Genomic DNA, 17,418 nt, shown 5'->3' on the forward strand with positions numbered 1-17,418 from the left:
TTCTTTGGGAAATGGTGGTGGATACTGGCTTTGGTAATCCCCAGTTCACGAGACAAATCCTGATAGCTGAAGCTTTCAAACCCGTGGGTCTGTAACAGCTCCAGGGCGAGATCAAGAATCTGTTCTTTGCGGTTTTTCAGTCGTCTTTGCATGGCAACGGATACTAACCTACTGGTAGGTTAGTTAGCAACCCCGAACAGGCGACCCACCCCGGCGGTGACCAGCATCGCAAAGGCCCCCCAAAACGTCACCCGCGCCACGCCTTTCACCACTGGCGCGCCGCCCGCTTTGGCGGCCAATCCACCCAAAAACCCGAGAAAGATCAGCGACGCTATGGCCACCAACAACACCTGCAGCTGACCCGGCACCACCCAGGCTACCGCCAAAGGCAGAGCCGCGCCCACCACAAAGGTCGTCGCAGAGGAAGCCGCTGCCTGAATCGGTTGTGCCGAGACTACTTCGGAAATACCTATCTCGTCGCGGGCATGGGCCGCCAGGGCATCTTGCGCCATCAATTGCTTCGCCACCTCAGTGGCCAGCTCTGGCTCCAGACCACGCTCCACATAGATGTCCGCCAACTCTTCCAATTCACTGTGAAAATCAGTATCCAGCGACCTTTTCTCCATTTTCAGGTCTGCTTGCTCTGTATCGGCCTGAGAGCTTACGGAGACGTACTCACCCGCAGCCATGGACATGGCGCCAGCCACCAGACTCGCCACACCCGCCAATAAAATGTTTTCCTGAGAGGTGTTGGCGGATGCCACGCCGATGATTAAACTGGCCGTAGAAACTATGCCGTCGTTGGCACCAAGCACTGCGGCACGCAACCAACCGGATCGATGAGAACGGTGATGCTCCTGATGGGTCATGGGTTTATCCATACCTCAAAATTAAAAACCATAGGCTCAACCCATTGAAACATCAACAGATTTCCAGCCATCCCGGGGCCCACCGCTATCTATCAATCTGGCTTTACGGTATAACGACGCCATGAAAACACCAAAACGAATCCTCCCGCTGATTGAAGATGGTCTTGTCGACGAAGTCCTCAGCCAGCTTATGAGCGGCAAGGAGGCGACGGTTTACGCCGTCCGCAGTGGCAGCGATATTCGCTGCGCCAAGGTCTATAAAGAAGCCGCCAAACGCAGCTTTAAAAAAGCGGCGCAATATCAGGAAGGTCGCAAGGTACGCAACAGCCGCCGCGCGCGCGCCATGGAAAAAGGCTCAAAATTCGGTCGCAAGCAACAGGAAGAAGTCTGGCAGAATGCCGAAGTCGACGCGCTCTATAAAGTCGATGCGGCCGGAGTGCGGGTTCCCAAGCCTTACGGCTGCTTCGACGGAGTTCTCCTGATGGAGCTGATCACCAATGATGAAGGTGAAGTTGCTCCACGCCTCAATGATGTCTCAATGTCCGCCGAACAAGCCCGGGAAGATCATGCCCTGATGATGCAATATGTGATGCGTATGCTGTGCGTAGGCATCGTACACGGGGATCTGTCTGAATTTAACGTACTGGTTGACGACTACGGCCCGGTGATTATTGATTTACCTCAGGCGGTGGATGCCGCCGCCAATAACAACGCCGAAACCATGCTGGAACGGGACGTCGACAACATCACCCAATACTACGGTCAATTTGCCCCCGACCTGCTCGAAACCCGCTACGCAGAAGAAATCTGGGCGCTTTACGAAGACGGTGAGCTGCATCCCGACCTGCAACTCACCGGCCACTTTGAAGATCCTGAAGGCACCGCCGATGTGGATTCCGTACTGGAAGAAATTAAAGCGGCTTTTGCGGAAGAACAGGAACGCCTGGAGCGCATTCGCGAAGCCAATGAAGATGAGGATTAACTCTGCTTCATTAGCGTCACTGACTTGATGGGTTTCGCCTGAACAGGCGCCTTATTGGCCACTCGAACAGATAAAGCCAGAAAAACATCAACCGGCTTTATTGCTGATCCAGAGCGTTTTGTAGGGCTCCAGCATAAGCACAGCGTCGCCTTCCGGCAGCTGCTCACCACTGATCAGATCCACCCAGGAATCCGTCACAATCAAGTTGATGTCTGACAACTGCAGCGGTTGCTGTTGATCACTGACGTTCGTAATACAGAAAATACTTTGCGTGCGATCCCGCGACTGACGCCAGAAACCAAAAATAGCTTCACCCAAATGCAGGGTAAACTGAGTTGCATTGGGGTGAAACGCTGGCTGTTTCTGCCGTATCTTTAGCAAGTTTTTCAACGCGGAAAATACTTTTGCGTGTGAGCTGTCTTCCGAATTCAACTCCGACTCGATTTCATCCCAGTGCCACTGATGGCGGTTAATCGCGCGGCTGTGCCCGCTGTTCTCCATACGCTCATAGTCGTTATGGGTTCCAAGCATGCTGTGCACATAAATACCTGGGATACCCTCCAAGGCCAGCATAATCGCGTGAGCGCAGATAAAACGCTGAAACCCTAAGGCATCCGCGCCTTTTACAGTGCCCTGAAGCGCGTCGAACAACGCAATATTGATTTCGTAGGGACGTACTTCACCGCTGTCCAGTGCTCGCCAAGAAACCCGCCCGCCAAATTCCTGCATGGTTTTGATCAGGCTGTCAGTTTCTTCGTCGCTGAGCAGTCCCTCTACCGGCCGCAGTCCAATGCCATCATGGGAGGCAATAAAGTTAAAATAGGTGGTGCCGTTCTGTGCCGGAGGCATGCTCATCATCCACATTTTCAGATAATGGCAATTCCCCGTCACCAGTGTATTCACCAATAGCGGAGGCAGCGAAAAGTTGTACACGCAGTGTGCTTCGTTGGCGTTGCCGAAGTAAGACAGGTTTTCACGGTTGGGGATATTGGTCTCGGTGATGATCACGGCTTCGCGCTCAGCGTTTTCAATCAGCAAACGCAACAACCTGACCATCAAGTGCGTTTCCTCCAGATTGATACAACTGGTTCCAATCTTTTTCCACAAAAACGCCACCGCGTCCAAACGGAAGATTCGCACCCCCATATCCAGATACTGCCGGATAATTGAAACAAACTGTTTCAAGACCTCCGGATTGGCAAAATTCAAATCCACCTGATCGTGACTGAAGGTACACCAGACATGCTGGGTGCCCCGCTCTGTTTCCACCTCCTTCAGTAAATCACTGGTGCGCGGACGCACGACCTGCTGTAAATCGTCACTGGGTAATGCGGTATAGAAATAATCGTGGCCAGGGCCTTCGCCTTTAATGAAATTCTGAAACCAAAGACTGCGACTGGAACAGTGATTAATCACCAGATCGCCCATCAAACGATACTTTTGCGAAATATCGTAGACATGACTCCAGTCGCCCAATCCTTCATTGACACTGGAAAAATCAATAACGGCAAAACCATCATCAGAACTGAACGGAAAGAACGGCAAAATATGAACACTGTTAATAATGCCCTCACAGTGCTCATCCAAAAAGTGCTTCAGAACCTCAAGCGGTTTTTCTTTTACCCCTTCAGTGGGGATAAAGCTGTCACCATAGGTAATCAGAATAACGTCTTCCTGGCTCCACGGATTGTAATGAGGAGGCGGCGCAGTATCTTCTGCCGGATCCAGCCTCATCAGTTCCAGCAACTCATCCGCCAGCTGCTCAAACGACACTGTCAACGGTGTTTCGTGATAGATCGATTCCAGCAGATGGGTCAACCGTGCCGGCAAGGAGTTATCTATAGTGACCGTTTCCATCATAGTGAACCAAACTCCTTATTATCCTCTTCAACGGCTTCATACAAACGCTCGAGAACATCTGGCATCGCACTGATGACTCGGTTCCAACTGGGAATAAACGGGGTTTCCATCGGGCGCTCCAAGAATGCTTCTCCGGCCTTCATGATATTCTGAGCAAAGAGCTCGACTGCTTTTTCTTCCTGGTGAATATCCAGAGTCAAACCGTTCATCACAGCATCGTTGTGGTAGGTTTCAATAAAGTCCAAAGCAATTCGGAAATAAGTGGCTTTAATAGAACGGAAAGTCTCCGTATTGAAGGTTTTGCCCTGTGTGGCGAGCTTGCGGAACAAAGCCTTCGAAATATCAATGGACATCTTCGACAAACCGCCCGCTTCGTTATCGTAGGACAGATCCTGATGTTTATGATCGTATACATCCGCAATATCCACCTGACACAAGCGGTTGTTGGCATAGTTACGATGCATTTCAGACAGCACGCCGATTTCCAGCCCCCAGTCACTTGGGATGCGAATATCATTAAGTACGTCTTTACGGAAAGAAAACTCGCCAGCCAGGGAGTAGCGATAGCTGTCCATATACTGAAGGTATTCCAATTCGCCAAAAATCTTTTTCAGTGCTCGCAACAACGGCGTAACCAACAGGCGACATACCCGTCCATTAATCTTACCGTCGGCAACACGCGCATAAAACCCTTTACAGAATTCATAGTTAAAACGCGGGTTGGCTACCGGATATATCAATCGAGCCAACAATTCACGACTGTAAGTGACGATGTCACAATCGTGCAGTGCCACTGATTCAGACCGACCGGAAGCCAGGGTGTACCCCATGCAATACCAGACATTACGGCCTTTACCCAATTCTTTCGGAGCCAGCCCCAGCTCCTGCAACTCTGCATCCAGAGCCTGCAAACGCGGGCCGTCATTCCACAAAATTCGATGGTGCTGCGGAAGCTCACCAAAAAACTTCAACGCATGCTCATACTGCGCTTTATCGGCGCGATCGAGACCAATAACGATTTCAGACAAATAGTCAGCGCCGTTTAATTCTTTCACAATATTTGGCAGGGCTTCACCTTCCAGCTCCGAGAACAATGAAGGCAAAATCAATGACATGGGTCTGGTACGACTGAAACCTCTTAATTCATCTTCCATTTCTTCCAGCGGACGATGAGATAAATTATGAAGTGTGGTCACTATGCCATTTTGATAAAAGTCAGCCACAATACTTTCCCTTTAGTTTATATTTTATGGGTTACGCCAATCATTTGATCAGCGGTTAATAACAATACATTACGTCCATTTCACAGTAGAGCTGTTGATGAACCCTGAGCGAACAATAAAAAAACTGAGTTACCGAGCCTGTCTGGCGATTTCCTCACTGGGTAAAACCTGACGATCCAGGTGAAGATCAGACAACCAGTGTTTAACCCCTTCCGCCCATCCGGCGGGCCCCTCTTGCTCTGAAACAATCACACCTTCCTCCCGCTTTAACACCGGAGGCGCATGAACAGGTGAACGAATGACTACCGCCAGATCTGACGCCTCCAGCATGGCAACATCGTTTTGACTGTCGCCCAACGCCAGAGACTTAACCTGACACGCTTTGTGCTGCTGAAACAAAGAGTCGTACTGATCCTGTATGCGCTGCAAAAATCGTGGGTGATGGTGTTGTGACTTAACTTGCCGGTGTTGTGACTGAAGTATCCGCTCTCGCTGTTCTCGGTATTCATTCACCAACCAGGTCATCGCTCGTCCTTTATCAGCGTCGCCAGCCACATGCACAAAACGCCCACCACTGAGGATGCAAGCACCTCTCTCCTGAAACCAGTTCGTAAAGGCTGCCAGGTCCTCTTCAGACCCCAGCCACTGCAGCGGTTCACCAAATTCACGAGCCTTGGCCTGCGCTGCCTGCTCCAGCGGAAGCCCTGTCAACTCGGCAACCCGCGCTTCAGACATAGCGGAGAAATGATCAAACTTGTCGACAAAGTGGATTTTGGCCTCTTCGAGCAAGGACAACCAGTGTTCACGCTTTTCACAAAAGGCTTTTCGCCAATAACCACTCGCATCTTCTGAGCCTTCCGGCTGAAACGGAAACTGCACCTTGGGCAAATAGACCGCAGCGCCATTTTCAACAATAAAAGGAGAATGGTTGTGCAATGTTTTGCGTAAGGTTTGAACCTCTGCACGGGTTTTACTGGTGCACAGGACAACAGGAATGTCCGCTTGGGCCAACTGCTTGAGCAGTGGCCGAGCTGGCTCGAAATTGTAATCATGATGATCCAGTAACGAACCATCCAGATCGGAAACAATGATCAACTGCACCGGCTTATTGGTCACAATGCTGATGTACTCCTTTTATCCACAACCGAAACCATGTCATCCCAAATCGAAAACTCTTGGCATGCTCACGGACATTAGCCTTGTTAAATGAGCTTCATATTAGTGATAGCAAATTACGTGCCCCATTTGCACCATAGCAGTGAACCCTCGACCTTGCTGAAAGCCCTCCTTTTTAAGCGCCTCAAAACAGTGCAAACTGGCGCACCACCGCCCTTCGAGATTGCACCATTTCGGAACAGGCGCCTGAATCCTCTTTCCGAATCAGGCTGTTTGGTCAACATTCATCAACCACTTAATTTGTGCACGGATTCCAAATTCATCGCAGCGGAGCGCTTTTTATCTGGCCAACATGCATTAAACTGGTGCCTATTCAAAACATGCACAGATCCTGATTCCATCGGACTTTTTGCTTTTGATCTACCTGCTTTATGGATACCACCTTATGGACACAATCACTCACGTACTGAAACCGCTGGCCCAACGACGTTCGACCATTTCTGTGTTTAGTCTAGTCAGCTCTATCATTAAGGGAGTGACGAAAACCTACCCCCTGCGCCTGACAGAACGTTTTGGCACCTCAGGCTTCATAAGTATCGTGACTCTTGGGCTTTACAGCTTGATGATGACTGGCGCACCGCTTGCCTCGGCCGGCGAGAATGACCACTTCAAGGGCGACCCTTTTGCCCAGATTGCCGACAATGGCCAGAGATCACCCAATACGCTTTCCAGCCAATCCACTTCTCAAACGAACGAACCTCCTCCCATCACTGCTGACGAATTGATTATTCAGGCCTCGTTTCTGTTAATGACCAACCCCCAGGCCACCACCCAGAGCTTGAAAAGACTGGGCCAGAATAACGACATCAAGCAGCTGTTTAATGACCCTGCCAACCAGCAGGTGTTGCAGCGCGGCAACCCGGCTGAGATCGCCCAGCTACCTGAATATAAACGCTTGCAGAACAATCCAGACGTGAAGCTGCTCCTCAGCCAGTACCAAACCGATGACCCTCGCCTGGCGTCTCTGCTGGCCACCTACTGGCAACGCAGTCAGCAACTGCAGGACAACCCCAACTTTCAAGCGGTGATGCTGGATCCCCAGATCCAGTCTCAGCTGCAAGCTGGCAACCCGCTGCCGTTGCTGACACACCCCAAAGGTCTGGAGCTGCTCCGGTCCTTGCTCAACCCGACGACGCCCGCAAATCCGTCGGCAAACTCAGATCCATCGGCAAACTAAAGCGCAGATAACCATGAGCGACTCCGCTCCAATCAAAATCCTGCTGCGAGAAGTGCGGCAATGCCGTCATTGCGAACCGGAACTCCCGCTGGGGGCCAACCCCGTTATCCAAATACACCCGGACGCCAAGCTGTTAATCATTGGCCAGGCTCCGGGCACCAAAGTTCACACATCGGGTATTCCCTGGAACGATCCTTCCGGTGATCGCCTGCGGCAGTGGCTGAAGATGGATAAGGAAACCTTTTACGATCCTCATCAGGTAGCGATTATGCCTATGGGGTTTTGCTACCCCGGCAAGGGAAAATCAGGCGATCTGCCACCCAGAAAAGAATGCGCGCCTCTATGGCACGATCGGCTGCTTGATCAACTGCCTAATATTCAATTGACATTACTCATCGGACAGTACGCTCAAAAACACTATCTAGCGGATGGATATAAGACGCTGACGGAACGGATACAACACTGGCGCGAACTGACTCCGCAACAATTACCTCTGCCTCATCCTTCGCCGCGCAACCGCCGCTGGTTTCAGCAACATCCCTGGTTTGACGACGAGGTAGTGCCCTGGCTGCAACAGCGGGTGGATGAACTCTTCACCCCCGCGGCGTCTTAAATCTTATAATTCGCATTGGGCAGACAACTGCCAAGAGCGGTACGTATAATGCGGTGACTGCACCCATGAGAACCGCCCATGCCATTGTCCACGCCACTGTTACTGCCCAACAGAAAACAGCCATTCTTTACCTTGACCGCTTTTTGCCTTCTCGTCGGGTGTTGGCTACTGGCCGGATGCAGCAATGACAACAGCACCACCATTTACACGGCAAAAACCATCATCACCATGGATTCGGAGCACCCCCGCGCTGAAGCCGTGGCCGTGGCCGTGGCAGACGGGAAAATCTTAGCCATTGGTGATTTGGACAGGGTGCAGGCAGCCGTCGCTGACCGCAGTCCCAAGGTGGATACAACTTTCGCCAACAAGGTGATTTTACCAGGCTTTATTGAACCGCATCTGCACCCTTATCTGGCGGGTATTCTTCTGCCGATGGAATTTATTACCCCGCACGACTGGAATATGCCGGGCAAACAGGCCAAAGGCGTCCAGGGTCGGGAAGCGTACTTACAGCGGCTGAAAAGCGCAGAACAAAAACTGGATAAAGGTGACTGGCTCTGGACCTGGGGATATCACCCCTATTTTCACGGCAAGCTGACACGCCAGGATCTGGATAACATCTCCAGCGAACGCCCCATTGTGGTGTGGCATCGTTCGTTTCACGAGATCGTGGTGAACTCCGCCGTGATTGAGGAGTTTGAACTGGAGGATAACCAACATCCCCAGATCAACTTTGCCGAAGGCCACTTCTTTGAGAACGGTCTGTACCAGCTGATTCCGCATCTTATGCCGAAGCTGACCAGCCCCTTCCGCTATCTGGGCGCCCTTAGCGATGCCAGAGACATTATTCACGCCGGCGGTATTACCACGGTTTCGGACGGCGCGTTTGGCACCATGGATTTCGACAAAGAGTGGTTAAGCCTTCGCTTCTCCAGCTGGAACCGCAATTCCAGTCCGTTTCGGTTTATGGTGCTGGCCGACGGTAAAGGTCTTGGTAAGGCCATGGGGAATGAACAAGCCAAAGCCTTTATCGACACCCTGTCCGAAAAAAACACGGATAAAGTGACCTTTCTACCGAAGCAGGTGAAACTGTTTGCCGATGGCGCAGCCTATTCACTGCTGATGCAAATGAGCGAAGGTTACCTCGATGGCCACCATGGCGAATGGTTGATGCCACCGGAAGATCTGGAAAACGCCATGCGCCTGTACTGGAACGATGGCTTCCAGATCCATATCCACGTTAATGGCGATTTGGGTTTGGATACCACTCTCGACATCGTCGAAAAGCTGCAGCAGGAATTCCCTCGTACCGATCATCGCACCACCATTCATCACTTTGCCTACGCACGCCCCGAGCAAGCACAGAGAATGGCCAGTCTCGGCGTCCGCGTGTCAGCCAACCCCTACTATGTGTGGGCGTTAGCGGATAAATACGCCGAAGTCGGCCTCGGCCCGGAACGAGCCAGTCATATGGTGCCCCTGAAATCTGTGATTGAGGCTGGCGTGCCCCTGTCCTTCCATTCGGATTTCACCATGGCACCGGTTCAGCCGCTGCTGCTGGCCTGGGCGGCCGTGACAAGACTCACCGCCGATGGCCACATTGCCGGACCAGAGGAAAGAATCGATCTCGATCATGCGCTCCGGGCAATTACCGTCGACGCCGCCAGCCAACTGCAAATGGAAGACGCCATCGGTACGTTGGAGGTGGGCAAAAAAGCAGACTTTACCGTTCTGGAACAGGATCCCTACGAGACTCCCGTTACCGAGCTGAAGGACATCCCCATCTGGGGCACAGTGCTGGAAGGACGAGTGCAGCCCATCGAGTTGAAATAACGCACCCCAAAAGGCAAACGACCTCCAGACAAAAAAGCCTAAAAAATAAGGGCCTAAAAAGATAGAGAATCTGAAAAGACCTCCGCCATGCATTACAATAGAATCACGTAATGAATACGCTCAACGCGTGCTTCGATCATGACTCACTGATGAAACGACTGCGGCTTTTATGAAACAACTGATTACAGGCGGAGCCCGCTCCGGCAAGAGCCAGCTGGCTGAACAACTAACGGGACTGTACGGCAATACCATTGCCTACATCGCCACCGCGGACAACCAATTTCACGATGCCGAAATGACGGCTCGGGTCGCTCATCACCGACAGCAGCGCCCGTCAACCTGGCACACGCTGGAAGAACCTGTTGAACTGGCGAAAACCATTCGCCAGCACGCATCGGACTATGACGCGATCATGATCGATTGCCTGACACTCTGGATTACCAACTGCCTGATGGCTGAAGAGAAACAAGTCGGTTTTTGGGATCAACAAAAGAGTGACTTTCTGTCCGCACTGGAGGAAAGTTCAACACCCATCGTTATCGTCAGCAACGAAGTGGGCATGGGGATTGTTCCTCTCGGAGAATTAAATCGCCGCTTTGTCGATGAGGCCGGCTTTCTCAATCAGGCCACCGCCCGGGTGTGTGACCGGGTGGTTTTTACCGTCGCAGGTTGCCCATTAGTGATGAAAGGCAATCCGCTCAGCGATAACGAACAAAGACGCTAACGTTTACGCGTCACAAAACCAGTTCCTCACCCAGGGACTGGAACCTGGCAACAGACACCGGAGATACACCATGAGTTGGTACCACGAACCCGCCGCAGTCCCCAGCAATGACCACCGCCAGAACGCCGAACAAAGACAATCACAATTGACCAAGCCCGCCGGATCTCTGGGACAACTGGAGTCTCTGGCAATCACTCTGGCGAGCCTGCAAGCCAGCGACCAACCCCAGTGCGACAACGTCAGCATAACGGTTTTTGCCGCAGACCATGGTGTCGCGGCCGAAGGCGTCTCCGCATTTCCTCAGGAAGTTACCGCACAGATGGTGCAAAACTTTTCTGCGGGAGGCGCAGCCATCTCCGTGCTGGCAAAATCTTTAGGCGCACAGCTTGGTGTGATCAATGTCGGAACCGTCAGCGAACTGCCAGACATGGAAGGCGTCTCGGATCAGCGCATCGCCGCCGGTACCGCCAATTTCACGAAAAAAGCGGCCATGTCCTCCGACCAACTGCAACAGGCATTGCACATCGGCCAGAAGACCGTACTGAAGGCCAAAGAAAATGGTGCTCAACTGTGGATTGGTGGCGAAATGGGTATCGCCAACACCACCTCCGCCACCGCACTGGCCTGCGCGTATCTGAAAAAACACGCCGCTGAAATCGTCGGCCCCGGCACCGGCCTGGATAACGCCGGACAAATTCACAAGTCCTCCGTGATTCACCGTGCTCTGGACGTGTTTAACGCGACCTCTCAACAACCCCTGAAAAATCTGCAGTATTTGGGAGGCTTTGAAATTGCGGCGTTGACCGGTGCCTATATCGCCGCCGGACAGATTGGGCTGCCCGTGCTGGTAGATGGTTTTATCTGCAGCGTCGCCGCACTGTACGCAGCGGCCATCAACCCCAGCATCAAACCCTGGCTACTGCTGTCTCACCAATCCGCCGAACCCGGCCACAGCAGTGTTCTGGCCGCTTTTGAGCAACAACCAATCATCGACCTCGGCCTGCGTCTTGGCGAAGGCAGCGGCGCTGCCACAGCAGTACCTCTATTGCGTCTGGCCTGTGATCTGCACAATCAGATGGCCACTTTCGAAAGCGCCGGCGTTGACAACAAGTCATGAGCCAGCAAAGCGATCAGCAATCCGTCACCACTCTGGATTTTCTGCGTCACGGAGAATGTCAGGACTTGGCTGAAGACGGCAGTAAAAACTCCGACAGCCATGCTATTTTCCGCGGTCGCACAGACTCTCCTCTAAATGAGTGTGGCTGGCATCAAATGAACCAAGCGGTGCAGCACTGGCACGCGCCACTCACCGAAGTGAATCATGAGTGGGACAAGGTCATTAGCTCACCCTTAAAACGCTGCCGTATTTTTGCCGAACAATTAGCAGAATTTCTCAAGCTTCCCTCGGCAACAGAAGACGCTCTGCGGGAAATCGACTTTGGTGACTGGGATGGTCGTCTGATCGCCAATATCGAACGTGAATCACCGGATCAACTGTCCCGTTTCTGGAGCCAGCCGGCGGAATTCACACCTCCCAACGGCGAACCTCTGCACGATTTTCATCAGCGCGTTATGACGGCTTTTGCACAGCTGGTTAAATCCGAAACCAACAAACGCTGCCTGATTGTCTGCCACGGCGGAGTGATACGCAGCATTCTTGGCCACTGCCTGAACATGCCGCTGGACAGTCTGCCTCGCCTTGCAGTGCCTCACGCCTGCATGACCCAGATTAAGATTTATCACAAGCCCGGCTGCGACGACTGGATTCAACTGACTCGCCACCAGCCACTGCCATCAGCCATGAATCAGGCCTGCGACATCAGCTTATGAACTTACTGACATCTTCCCGTGCAGGCCGCGCGCTGATTACCGCATTTTTATTTTTAACACGTTTGCCCATGCCCAGGCTGGACGATTACGATCCCGCAGACTCAGGTCGCGCGTTTCCAGTGTTCCCACTGGTCGGGTTAGTGATTGGAGGGCTGTTGACTCTGTCAGCCATGGCTCTGAATCCGTTTCTCCCCTCGGGAGTCATTGCCGCCATCATCATGACCCTCTGGGTATTGATCACCGGCGGCCTGCATCTGGACGGACTGGGTGACAGTGCCGATGGCTGGCTCGCCGGTGGCGACAGAGAACGCACGCTGGAGATCATGAAAGACCCGCACAGCGGCAGCGCGTCGGTGATCATTATCGGCTGTTTACTGCTGTTAAAGTTTTCCGCGTTAAGCGCACTGATTGCGCATCAACAATGGTGGGTAATGTGCCTGGCACCCGTACTCGCCAGAGCGATGGCCTTACTGCTGCTATTGACCACACCCTACGTCAGCCCCAGGGGCATTGCGACAGACTTCCTCAAACACGCTTGCCGTCAACACATGCGCATCGGCGTAGCGGTGGCCTGGATTCTGGCGGTGGTGATTTTACCTTTGCCACAGACGTTAATCCTGATGCTAACGGTCGCCCTGCTGTTTGCAGGCTTAAGAAGCCTGATGATGCGTCGACTGGAGGGCGCAACCGGCGATACCAGTGGCGCCCTTATCGAGATTATGGAAGCGGCAGTGTTGATTGCCTGTTTGATGAGCACTTAAAAGGCTTATGAGTGTCTAAAAAGCTGATGAGCGTTTACAGAATTTCTTGAACAGTCATTGAGAGGTGTGATCTCAATCCTGAATACGCTCCCAGCGTATGTCCAGCTCCTGCAAGCCCTGCTTCATCGCCGTATACGCGTTCTTAGCCACCAGCTGAGGACCTTTAACGCCCAGCTCAATACGGGGCTGATCCCCCATGATTGGAAGACTGAACACTTTAAGATCGGGGTAGTCTGCCAGCAGCTTTTCCATCAACGGAATAATCGCGCTTTCATTCGCACCCTGCAGCATCACGGAGTACTCGATATAGTTGCGATCGGCAATGTCGGGGTATTGCGTATCCAGCACCCATTCCAGCATCGGCCAGGCCATTTGCGGGAAGCCGGGGACAAAGTGATGATGCTGAATACTGAAACCGGGGATGCGGTTGACCGGGTTGGGAATGATGGTCGAACCGCGAGGAAATTCCACCAACCGATAGCGGGTGTCAGTCAGCTCACGTCCGGTACTGCGAGCGTACTCTTCCAGTAAGGCCACACCTTCAGGATGCCGTTCGGTTACCGTCCCCAAAGCCCGGGCAACCGCTTCACGAGTAAGGTCGTCTGGGGTTGCACCAATGCCACCGGTACTGAGTACTAAATGCCCTTTGGAGAAACTCTGCTGATAACATTCAACCAGCTCGTCCATATCGTCACCCAGTACACGAGCCCAGCTCAGGCACAGGTCACGTTGATTGAGAATCTCGACAATTTTTGACAGGTGCTTATCTTCGCGACGCCCTGAGAGAATTTCATCTCCGACAATAACCAATCCGATTTGCATAGCCTGCCCTCACACTGAAAGATCTGTCATTATACAGAAAAGTCCGGCAATACCTGATTCCAGCGTTTCCAATCCATGGCCTCTTCAACCGAATCGCTCAGCCGCTCGACCTCTCTCTCGCGCAACGCCTCATAGTCAAACGACTCAACCACATTCAGTCCAGCCCATTGCAACAACTTTTCCAGTGCAGCCTGCTGATCAAACAAACCGTGCAGGTAGGTGCCCAAAATGTTGTTGTCGGCACTGATGGCGCCATCCGGTTGCGGTCCCTGTTGAGTTCCCTGTTCCGACGACGCCAGGGTTACCGCTGGCGTCTTCAACGCATCTCCTGTAGTGACTCCAGCGTGGATCTCATAGCCACTGACCGGAGTGATGCCATCAAACAATACACCCTTGCGATTAACCAGTTGCTTGCTGGGAAAGAGTCGGGTTTCCATCGATAACCACCCGAGCCCATCCAAACTTTCCGGTGCCCCTTCAAGGCCATCAGGATCGTGAACTTTGCTCCCTAGCATTTGATAACCGCCACAGATACCTATTAATTTTCCGCCGTAACGCAAGTGATGCTCAATCGCCTCGACCCATCCCTGTTGTTGCAAAAATTTCAAATCGGCAATCACACTTTTGCTGCCGGGCAACACAATTAAATCCGCCGGGGGGATTGGTTGATCAGGGCCGACAAAGTGAAACTCTACCTGCGGGTGCAAACGCAGAGCATCAAAATCGGTATGGTTGCTGATGCGTGGCAATGCTGGCACTACTACGGTAATTTTTTGTTGCTGATAGGAATCCATAGCCTGAGTGTTCGCGGTTAGTGCGTCTTCCGCTTCCAGATGGAACCCCTGTAAATAGGGCAAGACGGCCAACACAGGCTTTCCGGTACGCTCTTCCAACCACTTCAGGCCCGGTTCCAACAAGCCAATATCGCCGCGAAAACGATTAATCACAAATCCAACAACACGAGATTGCTCAGAGGGAGACAACAATTCCAGCGTGCCCACCAGGTGCGCAAACACACCCCCTTTATCGATATCGGCAATCAAAATCACCGGGCAGTCCGCCTCTTCGGCAAAGCCCATATTGGCGATATCGCGATCGCGCAAATTAATTTCTGCCGGACTGCCTGCCCCTTCTACAAACACATACCGGTATTGATCGCATAAACGCTGATGAGATTCCAGAACCGCCGCCATCGCTACGGTTTTGTAGTCGTGATATACCGCCGCTTCCATGTTGGTCACCGCCTTTCCGTGCACGATCACCTGGGCACCGGTATCACTATTGGGTTTGAGCAAGACCGGGTTCATGTCTGTATGCGGTTCCAGTCCGGCGGCAAACGCCTGTACCGCCTGAGCACGGCCAATTTCGCCACCGTCCACGGTGACGGCACTGTTCAGCGCCATGTTCTGCGGCTTAAACGGCACTACCGAAATGTTCTTGCGGGCAAAGATACGGCATAACGCCGTTACTAATGTGCTTTTCCCGGCATCGGACGTGGTGCCCTGCACCATCAGGGTTTTGTTCTTAGGAGATGAATGTGTAGCTGAGGTCACAATTTTTTATCCCACTGTTGCTGAGCGCGCGCAGCCTTCTCCGGCTCCCAGCCATCACTCATCACATAATCGGTTAAGTTACCGCGACTGGCCCAACCCTCCTTGGCCAGCATCGGCTGATCATAAAATTCGTCCACATGTCCCAGGCACAGGATCCCGATCGGCTCGGCGCCATCGGGAATGGACAGCAGGTCACTGAGTTCTTGCGGATCAAAAATGGAAACCCAGCCCATACCGAGCCCTTCAGCCCGTGCGGCCAACCAGATATTTTGAATTGCACAGGAGGCGGACGCCAAGTCCATATCGGGCAAGGTGCGGCGACCAAACACATGCCGCTCGCGCTGTTCCATCAACGTCACCACCCAAACTTCACCACAATCGAGAATACCCTGGACTTTAAGCTGCATAAATTCATCCGAGCGCTCGCCCATGGCGTCGGCGGTTCTGACCCGCTCCCGCTCAACCACGTCGTGCAGAGCCTTACGGACCTCGGTATTTTGTATGCGTACAATGCGCCAGGGCTGCATCAATCCGACACTGGGTGCACTGTGGGCGGCCTGCAACAACCGTTCAATCAAGTCTTCTGCGATAGAGTCCTTGCGGAAGTGCCTCATATCCCGACGTTCAAAAATGGCTTTATAGACACCATCTTTTGCCGCTGGGTCAAATTCGTATTGTTCAGACATACCCGGTTCTCTTAATACTCACCAATGTCTGCCAGACTGACAGAGCATCACGGATAATAAAACTCACGCGCTTTTTGCAAGTGCTCACACATGGCTTGTGTGCCCTGAAGCACTCGCGGTGTATTGCGCTGAATAATATCCGGCGGGATAAACTTTAACTGCTCATTTTGAACAGCCTGTAAACTGGGCCAACGACGCCAGTCATCCAACCACTCAGGTCGGGCTTCGCCCATACCACTGGCAACAATCACTTGCGGATCAAGACGCAGAACAGATTCCACACTCACTTGTGGCGACAGGGTTTGCGCTTTGGAAAATACATTGCGGCCACCACACAAGCGGATCACATCACTGATCATATGATCGCCATTGAGGGTTTGCAGAGGATCGCTCCACACCTGATAGAACACACTGACGGGCTGTTGCCCGGCGTAGGTTTTCGTCAGTGACGCCAGTGTCGAATCAAAGTGTTGCCGCTCTGTCTTAGCAATGGTCGATCCTGTTAATACACCGATTTTTTCCATGGATTCACCAATATCCCCTAATTTTCGGGGCTCGGTGAAATAGACAGGTATCCCCAACGCTTGTATAGGAGCCACTCGCTGTGGGCCATTGCCTGAATACCAGGCCAGCACAAGGTCAGGCTGCAAGCGCAAAATGGCTTCGGTACTGAAAGACTTGTATGTGCCTACCCGAGGAATGTTTTGTGCCGCTTGCGGATAATCGCTGTAGTTCACCGCACCGACCAGCTTATCCCCGCCACCAACGGCATACACCACTTCCACAATGTGTGGCGCTAACGCAACAATGCGTTTTGCAGGCTGTGCAAGATGAATCACATTGCCCAGGTCATCAGTCACCTCCACGCTACTCTTATCAGCGTGGACATAACCAGACAGTAAAACCTGAGACCAGATCAGTACCAGCAGCCATTTCCATTGAGGCAAAATACGGCGACGCGTTTGTCTTATTTGAAACACTCTTTTATTCCTGTATCGATGTTTATACGCTGACAGAGACTTATACAGTCGTGTCAGTGAATTTCGGTTCGGTCGAGCTCGGCCCCCTGTGTTTCTCGGTGTGCCATTCGTCAAAAATCAGGCCCAATCGTTCCAGTCCCGTGTCATTCGTCAAACCAATGCGTAAACATCTTATTCCTTCTTGCGGCTCAAAAAGCCGCACTAAAATACCCCGCTGAGCTATGAAGTCGAACATATCAGCCAGAATCTCACCCTCGCCGAACAGGGAAACAAACAGCGGCCCAACTTTTAATTCCAACGCGGAATCGGCCACCAGCTTTTTCTGCACC

General features: G+C 52.4%; 18 protein-coding genes. 8 read left to right on the forward strand and 10 right to left on the reverse strand.

From position 1 onward, the window contains the following. Together ACTG33_RS11340 and ACTG33_RS11345 are read right to left on the reverse strand one after the other, a co-directional pair. Window positions 1–152: TetR/AcrR family transcriptional regulator (locus ACTG33_RS11340; RefSeq protein ID WP_439135343.1), on the reverse strand; the 152-nt coding region annotated here is incomplete at its 3' end. Between the two features lie 27 nt (window positions 153–179). After that, the gene (locus tag ACTG33_RS11345; RefSeq protein ID WP_439135327.1) at window positions 180–869 is read right to left on the reverse strand and encodes a VIT1/CCC1 transporter family protein; all 690 of its coding nucleotides are present in this window, start codon (window positions 867–869) and stop codon (window positions 180–182) included. Between the two features lie 121 nt (window positions 870–990). On the opposite strand from ACTG33_RS11345, the gene ACTG33_RS11350 reads away from it, so the two are divergent. Further along, window positions 991–1,851 (forward strand): PA4780 family RIO1-like protein kinase, encoded by an 861-nt coding sequence (locus tag ACTG33_RS11350; protein ID WP_439135328.1) that lies wholly within the window; start codon window positions 991–993, stop codon window positions 1,849–1,851. Window positions 1,852–1,938: 87 nt separating this feature from the next. On the opposite strand, the gene ACTG33_RS11355 is transcribed toward ACTG33_RS11350, so the two are convergent. From ACTG33_RS11355 to ACTG33_RS11365, 3 genes are all read right to left on the reverse strand, one after another. Then, window positions 1,939–3,711: a sugar phosphorylase gene (locus tag ACTG33_RS11355; protein ID WP_439135329.1), complete on the reverse strand. Its 1,773-nt coding sequence runs from the start codon at window positions 3,709–3,711 to the stop codon at window positions 1,939–1,941. After that, the gene (locus ACTG33_RS11360) at window positions 3,708–4,934 is read right to left on the reverse strand and encodes a glycosyl transferase (RefSeq protein ID WP_439135330.1); all 1,227 of its coding nucleotides are present in this window, start codon (window positions 4,932–4,934) and stop codon (window positions 3,708–3,710) included. Before ACTG33_RS11360 ends, ACTG33_RS11355 begins: the two co-directional genes overlap by 4 nt. Before the next feature lie 129 nt (window positions 4,935–5,063). Further along, complete coding sequence (locus ACTG33_RS11365; RefSeq protein ID WP_439135331.1) at window positions 5,064–6,050, reverse strand: HAD-IIB family hydrolase; 987 nt, start codon at window positions 6,048–6,050, stop codon at window positions 5,064–5,066. 445 nt (window positions 6,051–6,495) lie between these two features. On the opposite strand from ACTG33_RS11365, the gene ACTG33_RS11370 reads away from it, so the two are divergent. From ACTG33_RS11370 to cobS, 7 genes are all read left to right on the forward strand, one after another. Further along, entirely contained in the window at window positions 6,496–7,287 is a 792-nt protein-coding gene (locus ACTG33_RS11370; RefSeq protein WP_439135332.1) for a hypothetical protein, read from the forward strand. A 13-nt stretch (window positions 7,288–7,300) separates the two neighbouring features. Next, entirely contained in the window at window positions 7,301–7,900 is a 600-nt protein-coding gene (locus ACTG33_RS11375; RefSeq protein WP_439135333.1) for a uracil-DNA glycosylase family protein, read from the forward strand. A 78-nt stretch (window positions 7,901–7,978) separates the two neighbouring features. Beyond that, window positions 7,979–9,733: an amidohydrolase gene (locus tag ACTG33_RS11380; RefSeq protein ID WP_439135334.1), complete on the forward strand. Its 1,755-nt coding sequence runs from the start codon at window positions 7,979–7,981 to the stop codon at window positions 9,731–9,733. A gap of 169 nt (window positions 9,734–9,902) precedes the next feature. Continuing rightward, window positions 9,903–10,457: a bifunctional adenosylcobinamide kinase/adenosylcobinamide-phosphate guanylyltransferase gene (gene cobU / locus ACTG33_RS11385; protein WP_439135335.1), complete on the forward strand. Its 555-nt coding sequence runs from the start codon at window positions 9,903–9,905 to the stop codon at window positions 10,455–10,457. Between the two features lie 70 nt (window positions 10,458–10,527). After that, window positions 10,528–11,574, forward strand: coding sequence for a nicotinate-nucleotide--dimethylbenzimidazole phosphoribosyltransferase (cobT, locus tag ACTG33_RS11390; protein ID WP_439135336.1), 1,047 nt, complete (start codon window positions 10,528–10,530; stop codon window positions 11,572–11,574). Further along, window positions 11,571–12,287, forward strand: coding sequence for a histidine phosphatase family protein (locus ACTG33_RS11395; protein WP_439135337.1), 717 nt, complete (start codon window positions 11,571–11,573; stop codon window positions 12,285–12,287). The genes cobT and ACTG33_RS11395 overlap by 4 nt, the downstream gene beginning before the upstream one ends. After that, on the forward strand, window positions 12,284–13,048 hold the full coding sequence (gene cobS, locus ACTG33_RS11400; protein ID WP_439135338.1) for an adenosylcobinamide-GDP ribazoletransferase: 765 nt from the start codon (window positions 12,284–12,286) through the stop codon (window positions 13,046–13,048). Before ACTG33_RS11395 ends, cobS begins: the two co-directional genes overlap by 4 nt. 72 nt (window positions 13,049–13,120) lie before the next feature. Here cobS and ACTG33_RS11405 read toward each other — a convergent pair whose 3' ends face one another. The 5 genes from ACTG33_RS11405 to ACTG33_RS11425 form a co-directional block, all read right to left on the reverse strand. After that, entirely contained in the window at window positions 13,121–13,870 is a 750-nt protein-coding gene (locus ACTG33_RS11405) for a competence/damage-inducible protein A (protein WP_439135339.1), read from the reverse strand. A 29-nt stretch (window positions 13,871–13,899) separates the two neighbouring features. Further along, complete coding sequence (locus ACTG33_RS11410) at window positions 13,900–15,381, reverse strand: cobyric acid synthase (RefSeq protein ID WP_439135344.1); 1,482 nt, start codon at window positions 15,379–15,381, stop codon at window positions 13,900–13,902. A gap of 38 nt (window positions 15,382–15,419) precedes the next feature. Then, window positions 15,420–16,109, reverse strand: coding sequence for a 5,6-dimethylbenzimidazole synthase (gene bluB / locus ACTG33_RS11415; protein WP_439135340.1), 690 nt, complete (start codon window positions 16,107–16,109; stop codon window positions 15,420–15,422). Between the two features lie 47 nt (window positions 16,110–16,156). Then, on the reverse strand, window positions 16,157–17,089 hold the full coding sequence (locus ACTG33_RS11420) for a cobalamin-binding protein (RefSeq protein WP_439135341.1): 933 nt from the start codon (window positions 17,087–17,089) through the stop codon (window positions 16,157–16,159). Window positions 17,090–17,129: 40 nt separating this feature from the next. Then, on the reverse strand, window positions 17,130–17,418 hold a 289-nt coding region (locus ACTG33_RS11425), incomplete at its 5' end, for a hypothetical protein (protein WP_439135342.1).

Origin of the sequence: Pseudomaricurvus sp., assembly GCF_965662505.1 — a bacterium.
GTDB lineage: Bacteria > Pseudomonadota > Gammaproteobacteria > Pseudomonadales > Cellvibrionaceae > Pseudomaricurvus.